This is a genomic window from Spirochaetota bacterium, assembly GCA_038043445.1.
In the GTDB taxonomy this organism is placed as follows: Bacteria; Spirochaetota; Brachyspiria; order Brachyspirales; family JACRPF01; genus JBBTBY01.
The window spans coordinates 18369-25783 of the sequence record JBBTBY010000117.1 but is presented as its reverse complement, the minus strand read 5'-3'; the positions used below and the strand labels follow the sequence as shown (position 1 = coordinate 25783).

Annotated in this window: 7 protein-coding genes; all 7 read right to left on the bottom strand. The window is 54.0% G+C overall.

From position 1 onward, the window contains the following. Nucleotides 1-809 (bottom strand): DUF4340 domain-containing protein (locus AABZ39_16095; protein ID MEK6796302.1); only part of this gene is annotated, 809 nt, incomplete at its 3' end. A gap of 9 nt (nt 810-818) precedes the next feature. Beyond that, nucleotides 819-2921, bottom strand: a complete 2103-nt coding sequence (locus AABZ39_16090) for a Gldg family protein (protein ID MEK6796301.1) — start codon at nt 2919-2921, stop codon at nt 819-821. Between the two features lie 12 nt (nt 2922-2933). After that, nucleotides 2934-3686, bottom strand: coding sequence for an ABC transporter permease (locus tag AABZ39_16085; GenBank protein ID MEK6796300.1), 753 nt, complete (start codon nt 3684-3686; stop codon nt 2934-2936). After that, nucleotides 3683-4621 carry an ATP-binding cassette domain-containing protein gene (locus AABZ39_16080; protein ID MEK6796299.1) on the bottom strand — a complete coding sequence of 313 codons (939 nt, stop codon included), beginning with the start codon at nt 4619-4621 and terminating at the stop codon, nt 3683-3685. The genes AABZ39_16085 and AABZ39_16080 overlap by 4 nt, the downstream gene beginning before the upstream one ends. 395 nt (nt 4622-5016) lie before the next feature. After that, the gene (locus AABZ39_16075; GenBank protein ID MEK6796298.1) at nt 5017-5598 is read right to left on the bottom strand and encodes a hypothetical protein; all 582 of its coding nucleotides are present in this window, start codon (nt 5596-5598) and stop codon (nt 5017-5019) included. Nucleotides 5599-5603: 5 nt separating this feature from the next. Further along, nucleotides 5604-6134 (bottom strand): hypothetical protein, encoded by a 531-nt coding sequence (locus tag AABZ39_16070; protein MEK6796297.1) that lies wholly within the window; start codon nt 6132-6134, stop codon nt 5604-5606. A 172-nt stretch (nt 6135-6306) separates the two neighbouring features. Beyond that, nucleotides 6307-7113, bottom strand: coding sequence for a hypothetical protein (locus AABZ39_16065; protein MEK6796296.1), 807 nt, complete (start codon nt 7111-7113; stop codon nt 6307-6309). Nucleotides 7114-7415 lie beyond the last annotated feature (302 nt).

Sequence of the window (7415 nt, the reverse complement as noted above, 5' to 3'; positions counted from 1 at the left end):
AACGAGAACCGCTTGATGAATTCATTACCGACGCTCACATTGGTGAACGAGGTTGCCGAAAGCTTCACGGTACGGGTGAGCAGATCGGTCATCGTCGCATCCTTGACCGTGGTGTTCCGCACAGCCACTTTCCACGCGGTGACCGTTTCGGTCTTCGGCTTTTCCGGCTGAGCGTTCGAAAGGTCTTTCTTCGCAGGCATATTGGTTATCGTCGTCTGTGTTTTCGCGAGGGTTATCTCCCTGCCCGCGGAAGCTATGGACAGCTCCTTGACATCCTCGAGCATGATGGAGGTGATGTCCTTCGAACGGAACGAATCGATCGTCTTGTCGAACGTCTCGGTGAGATTGCCCGCGGCAAGATATACATTTTTGCTCTTGGGGAGCTGCACATACGAATGGCTGTAGGTCGAAGCGGTCTTGCCGAGAAAGAAATGAGCGACCGTCCGCTTATCCTGATATACGGCGACCTCGATGCGGTTGTTCGTATCGAGATTGTACTTCTCGGGGAAATCGCCCTCGGATGCGAGATCGGTGAGCTTGAATTCCTTGAGCTTGACGATCATGGCATCGAGCGTGTTCTTGTCCGCAACATCGTTCACCGGGGCGGTCATCTTCCACAGATCGGCCGTCTGTGTGAACACGGCGGCGGCGTTCGTCCCCTTTTTCACTTCGATGCGGTTGAGGTTCTTTATCTCAGCGACACCCGGGACCCCATGCCCCGTGTCCTTGAACACAAGCGTCGAAAGCGCGAATATCGCCACCAGCGCGAGCAGTACGATGCCGAGCACATATACCGGTTTCAGTTTCATAACGATCTCCTATTTGAACTGTGCGCGTATCCGATCGCGCCGTGCGTTATCAAGCCGCCAGAGGAAAATGCCGAGGACGATGACGATGAGCGGCACCCCGCCGACATTGATGAACTTGATGAGCGTCTTCACGAAATCCGGCACCTTCTTCATCGGATTATAGGACAGCCCCTTCTTGCGTATGGGGATAAGGTCCTGGTCGGCCGCAAGCCAGTCGATGAGGTTCTTCACGAATATCGAGTTGGGGTATTTCCCCTCCTGATCGATGATCGAATTCTTCGCCATCTCGCTGCCCGCAAGGATGAAAATGCGCGCCTTCTTCGCCGCGGGGATGAAGCCTGCGTCACTGGACGCCGCAAGTCCTATGCCCGCTGTGGACGCGTTCGTCGCACCGCGGGGAATGGGCTTGCCGTCGAAATAGCTCTTTACCGCGCCTTCGACAACGGCCGATATCGTATGCTTTCTGAAATCATTCGTGCCCTGCGGGGGCATGGCGTACTGGAGCATGGCGCCCTCGCCCTGCTGCCATGAACGTTTCGATGTCTTGATGAGCTCCAGGTACGAAAGCTTGTTCGCCTTGATCACACTGTCGATAGGCTCTATCGATGAGGCCTGCAGCGCCACCATGCCCTTGATCTTCTGGGTGACAGGATGCTTTTGTGAGATGTTCTCCTGTTCGATAATAGGCGCGAAATAGATCGCCCGCTCTCCGCCGCCGTACTCGCGCGGGGTCTGCTGTTTGTAGCAGTTCTCGTCGAACACGACATTGTTGTTGAGCTTCACACCGTACGCCGCGAGGAGATATTCAAGCCCGGTGTTCACCGCGCTTCCCTGCGGGGGCTGCTGCTGATACATCGCGAGCTCCGGCGGGGGCTGCGGGAAATCGAGCCCGCTCAGGAGGAACGCAACGGGCTTGCCGCTCATGATGAACTGGTCTATCTGGAAAAGCGCATACTCATCGAGCCGCTGCTTGGGTCCGATGACGAGGAGCGCGCTCACATCGGAAGATATCTTCTTATCCTTGACCGCTATCGATTCGAACTGATACTCGGCATCGATGAAGCCCGCAAGATGCGATATGGTGTTCTGTTCGTCGCCGCCGCGGCCGCCCATCATGCCGCCGTAACCGCCGAAGCGGTTGGGTTCACCGTAGCCGGTGATGTAGCCGATCTTCCTGTTGAGGCCGATGAGATTATCGATGACACCCGAAAGCGTCGCGTCGATCGTCTCAATACCGTCGATGTAGTACTGTCCGAACATATTCTGCCCGAGGAGATTAAGCCCCTCGCGCTTATCGCCGAACACCACGACGACGCCGATGTAGCCCGAGCCCGCGGGCGTGCCGCGCATCGCCGGCCACGATACCGCACGCATGCCGTACTCGCGCGCGACCTTCTCGGACTCCGGGTTCCTCGCGGTGTCGACCGACGAGTACTTGAGCTTGCCGAGATATTTCTTATTGAGCGAATCGAATTTCTCCTTCACCTTCCCTTCGACGGACTGGATATCGGGGAGCGGAATATTCGACGAGGCGAACAGTACGATCTCGACATTGCCCTTGAGATTGGCGAGTTTGTCGACCTTATTGTTCATCTTGCGGATTATCGATGTTATCTTGTATTCAAGACCTTCCGTCGAGGTTATCTGCGGTATGCGCTCGATGACATCGCCGTGAATGAACACCATGCCGATATGCGCACGCTTGAACTGGACCTGGTCCTTCTCATACACCTGCAGCTGCACGGGCTGTATGCCGTACTCGTCCGGCGCGGTGGGCTTGCGCTTGAGGTCGACGAATTCATAGCGGAATTTCCATCCGCTTGAACGGTATTCGCGAAGGATGTCCTCGAGATACTTATAGTACGTGCTGTACGGCGCCGGAAGATCGCGCGTAAAGAACACCTTTACCGTCTTCGGCTCATGTAGCTCGCGAACGACCTTCTTGCTCGACGACGAGAGCGAATAGATGCGGTCGCCGGTAAGATCGAGGCGCGCGAACACACGGGTGCATACGAGATTGAGAAATACGATGATGCCGGCGACGATGAGGAAGAGCGTGAGATTATCGAGCCGGTTGTTCTTTTGAAGATCGCTTAAGAATTTCAGTTTCATTGTTCTCTCCGCCTATTTGCGTTCGTCAAGGATAAGCTTCGTGCCGAAGAGCGCAAGCACGATTATCGAAAGGAAGTACAGGATATCGCGCCAGTCGAGTATGCCGCGCGCGATGTTCGAGAAGTGGCTGTACGCCGAAAGGAAATCGACGAATCCGGCAAGCACGCCGGGGATGATCGGCAGCGAGATATGAAGGAGGAACGACAGCGTTATGCTCGCCCCGAAAGCGATGATGAACGCGACGATCTGGTTCTTCGTGAGCGATGAGGTGAGTATGCCGATCGATGATAGCGCGCCGATGAGGAACACCGAGCCGATATATCCGCCGATGATGGGCGCTTTCGGCAGATCACCGAGAAATGCGAGCGAAATGGGATAGAGGAATGTCGGTATGAGCGCGCTCGACATGAAAATCGTCGCTGCGAGGAATTTCCCGAGCGTGATATCGAACGTCGTCACCGAAAAGGTGTTGAGCACTTCGTAGGAGCCGATGGAGAACTCCTCGGAGAAGAGCGCCATGGTCACGAGGGGAATGATTATCGAAAGCACGATGGGCATGAACTCGAAGAACATCCGCATTTCCAGCTGATTGACCACGAAGAAGTTGTTCACGAAAAAGAAGAGTATCCCCATGAGAAGGAGGAACACGCATACGAAGATGTAGGCGATGGGCGAGAAAAAGAAGAAACGCAGTTCCTTCATCGCGATGATGAACACTTTTCTCCAGTTGACTATGCCTTTCAGGCTGCTCACTAACTCGTTCATGATACGGCCTCCCGCGTGAGTTCATGGAAGATATTCTCGAGGTTCTGCGCCTCGCGTTTCATCTCAAGCAGCGTCCATTCCGTCGATTTGATGAGCCGGTAGAGCGCCTCGCGCACGTCGACATTGGCCGGCGTTTCGATATGCACATCCTTCACATCCGTACCGGAAACGACCACCTTGGTGATATTCCCCGCTTCCTTGATGATGCGTTCGATCTCGGCATTGGACGCCGAACATTTCAATTGCATCTGTATGACGGTCGGCCGCCCCGTGCCGCTCATAAGCTCTTTCGTCGAGCTGTCCGCGACGATATGCCCGCGGTTGATGATTATCACGCGGTCGCAGGTCGCTTCCACTTCCGGGAGAATATGCGTCGAAAGGATGACCGTTTTTTCCTTGCCGAGCTCCTTGATGAGCGAGCGTATCTCGACGATCTGATTGGGGTCAAGTCCGCTTGTCGGCTCGTCAAGGATGAGTATATCGGGATTATGGATGATAGCGGAGGCAAGGCCCACGCGCTGTTTATAGCCCTTCGAAAGCTCGCCTATCTTCTTGCCGATGACCTCGGAAAGCCCGCATTTGCCGACGACATAGCGTATGCTCGCTTCGATATCCGTCTCTTTCACTTCCTGAATGCGCGATACATAGACGAGGTAATCATAGACCACCATGTCCGAATACAGCGGCGCGGATTCCGGCAGATAACCGATGGACCGCTTTATCGAAATGGGGTCATCGTGTACGCTTATTCCCTTCACGCTCGCCTCCCCCGCGGTCGGGGTAAGATAGCAGGTGAGCATGCGCAAGGTCGTCGTCTTCCCGGCGCCATTGGGCCCGAGTATGCCGACGATCTCATTCTTGTCGATGGTGAAATCGATGCCATCCACCGCTTTTACCGTGCCGTAATGTTTCGCAAGACCGCTTACGGATATCATGCGACCCTCCCGGATCAACAAAATTGTACTGTATGCCCGGCATCGAAACCCCGGGCGCTGATAATAACAGCTCCCGGGCCGATCCGTTAAAAACGGGGTGTATAGTATTCCATGACGGGGTTTATTGCAAGGTCGGGGGCGGGTTTCGCCTTCGGCTGCCGCACCGAGGAAGATGGGGAATTTTTTCTCGGCTTCGCTCGAGAAAAAATGGTGTAGAGAATAAGAAAAGCGTGTGTTATTACTGTTTTTGTGCATTTGGGGATATACGCAAGCATCCAGGTGATATTGGACTCACTATTCGTAGTATCGGTAATACCGTGCAGAAGCGTCCCATCGCAGCATGTTAAGATGCGTAGTGAAGAAAAAACGCCAACTTCAATATCGGGGCTGCGCGGTCATTCTTTCAGCCGCACCCATTTTACTCCGCCTGCGGCCCATGTAGCCGCCGCCCCATTGTACCTTGATATCTTGTTCAGACGATCGATCGCTCCACGGATATCACCGGCTTCGGCCCCGGTACGAAGGAAATGGAACTTGCCGAGCAGCCCGGCACCATCGATCCGGAACGCGAAAGCACCGACAATAAGCACATCACATCCTTCGGGAACAGTAAAAATATATCCTCGGGACGGTTTCTCATAAATGAATTCATCGTTCGCTACAGCAAGCGGGTACGATGCTATTCCCATGACAACATATTTTCCGGGATCAACGGGACCGGCGAATGCGTAGCCGTGATCTCCGGGTACGAGAACATTCGCACCTGCAAGCGGGGTGACTCGTTCCCCCAATCGATACACCCCCGGGTTTTCGGTCTGCTCAAGACGATGGATAAGTATGTAATAGGGCGCATCAAGCCGGGCGACGAGCAGAGTCCGCTGCACCCTTGCGTCACGGGGGACGAAAGAGTCGATCGTTGTCGCACAACCTATCATCACAAATGACGTGCAGAGCAGGATCACGGATCGATATTTCATTGCCGTTACCATCGTCCGATCTCCATTGCGAACACTATATCCGGCACCGATGATCGCATTCTTGATCCATAGAATACACCGCCTGGAAGTCCTGCGTTCGCCGCATCACTGTTCTTCCGTCCGCTGACGCCGAAAAGCCCGACATGATAACCGAGATATGCGCCGACTGGCGGAAGAATCGCCCCGGCAAACACCGCTGTTATCCCTATAATGAGTCTCAACGTACTGTCCATCTTTATTTCAGACGACAATGTGACATAATACAGGCCGAAAGGAACGGTACCCAGCGCAGCGGAGAACAGTACGGAGAAGAGCGATGCTGCCGGCTGAAAACCGAAATATTTCGACGCGAGCGCCGATGCGCCGATACTGGATCCCAGAATGCACCCCCCGACGCTGCCGAAGTACGCCCCAGCTGCCATATACCACAATCCGTTCCACCCCGTTGCATACTGAGATGCAATGAGTATGCCCCCAATGGCGCCGATGCCCAACCCCATAGCCATCCCTGCAGAACCCCACAGAAATGCTCCCATTACCGTCCTTGAAACAGCAATATCATTCCATGGTTCAACAACGTCATTGGTAATTGAGGAAAGATAGCGCGCTTTCAATTCAGGTGAAGGCTCGGTGAAATAAAACGTCCTTGCAGACAGAGGCAACACCGTCATTGCGATGAAAATCGTGATCGCTACTCGCATAACCACCTCAGTAGTAAATATGCACGCCCAGGCTTGCCGTCGCCCCGGCATATTTTTGAATGATAGCCATATCGCTTATGGGGCACCACACGGCGGTCTCTACTATCAAAGAAAAATTATTGTTCCGAAAAAATATCACGCCTATCCCCGCCGACGCAAGGGGGACAATATCATACGGATATATCACCCCCAGCCCCGCATGCGGGTAGAGAGAGATCGATCCATTCGTTCCGGAGAGCGGGAATAGGGCTGATACATAGAAAGCGCCAAGGCGGGTACTGTTCGTCGAATAGCTCATAAGTATCCCCGGCGTAAGGATGAAATGAGGCGCGATATCGAGAATGAACGACATGCTGTACTGCAATTGCATCGATGAGAAATTCGACAGCGCGCTCAACGGCGCATAGCATCCGCCGGCGAATCGCACACCGAAAAAGCGTCTCGGCGGCGGTTCGCCGATATATGCATTCGTAACGATATCAACAGCGCTTGCTGTTGCACCGGTGACCACGCCATCCCGTGTTCCCTCAGATCCCTTATCCCGGACCCATTGCCCCGTTGCAATGCGCCGAAAATCGCCTTCGATGAGCGTGCATCGCGCGACGGGGTACTTGAGCGAATCGATCCGCAACGTCCCGACGGCGGCTTCATTTTTATCGACCACGGTAAGCGTTTTGGAACCGTTCGTTGCGATAAGCTTTACGGTAATGTTGTCATACGAGATAATAGTGGTGATAGAACCGATGAACGCGCTGTACACCGGCACGCCGAGCATCAGCGCAATAACAATATGCAAGGTGACCCTGAACACCATAACAACCCTCCCGTTACCACCGAATGCACTGGGCTTTCCACGTTGCCCCATATCTACAGTCATCCATGTCAGTATATTCCGTCATCGAATACTGTCAAGCGACCGCGGCCAAGCATTCACGAAAAGGAAAACACCGCATCCAAAGGATCGCACGGCAAGTACATCCATGCGGATTTGCACGATGCGCTTCTTCGAGGACGCCCCGCCGTTTTGCTCGAGAAAAATTTTTGTTGGAAGATAAAACCGTTATTTTTCACTATTTGCCCTTGATTTTTAAGAATTTACCGCCCTGCACTCCTGTC

What these genes read in the sequence shown, in the direction of transcription:
- AABZ39_16090 (MEK6796301.1), bottom strand. Translation starts at nt 2,921, where the DNA reads ATGAAACTGAAATTCTTAAGCGATCTTCAAAAGAACAACCGGCTCGAT.
- AABZ39_16065 (MEK6796296.1), bottom strand. Translation starts at nt 7,113, where the DNA reads ATGGTGTTCAGGGTCACCTTGCATATTGTTATTGCGCTGATGCTCGGC.
- AABZ39_16075 (MEK6796298.1), bottom strand. Translation starts at nt 5,598, where the DNA reads ATGAAATATCGATCCGTGATCCTGCTCTGCACGTCATTTGTGATGATA.
- AABZ39_16070 (MEK6796297.1), bottom strand. Translation starts at nt 6,134, where the DNA reads ATGGGAGCATTTCTGTGGGGTTCTGCAGGGATGGCTATGGGGTTGGGC.
- AABZ39_16080 (MEK6796299.1), bottom strand. Translation starts at nt 4,621, where the DNA reads ATGATATCCGTAAGCGGTCTTGCGAAACATTACGGCACGGTAAAAGCG.
- AABZ39_16085 (MEK6796300.1), bottom strand. Translation starts at nt 3,686, where the DNA reads ATGAACGAGTTAGTGAGCAGCCTGAAAGGCATAGTCAACTGGAGAAAA.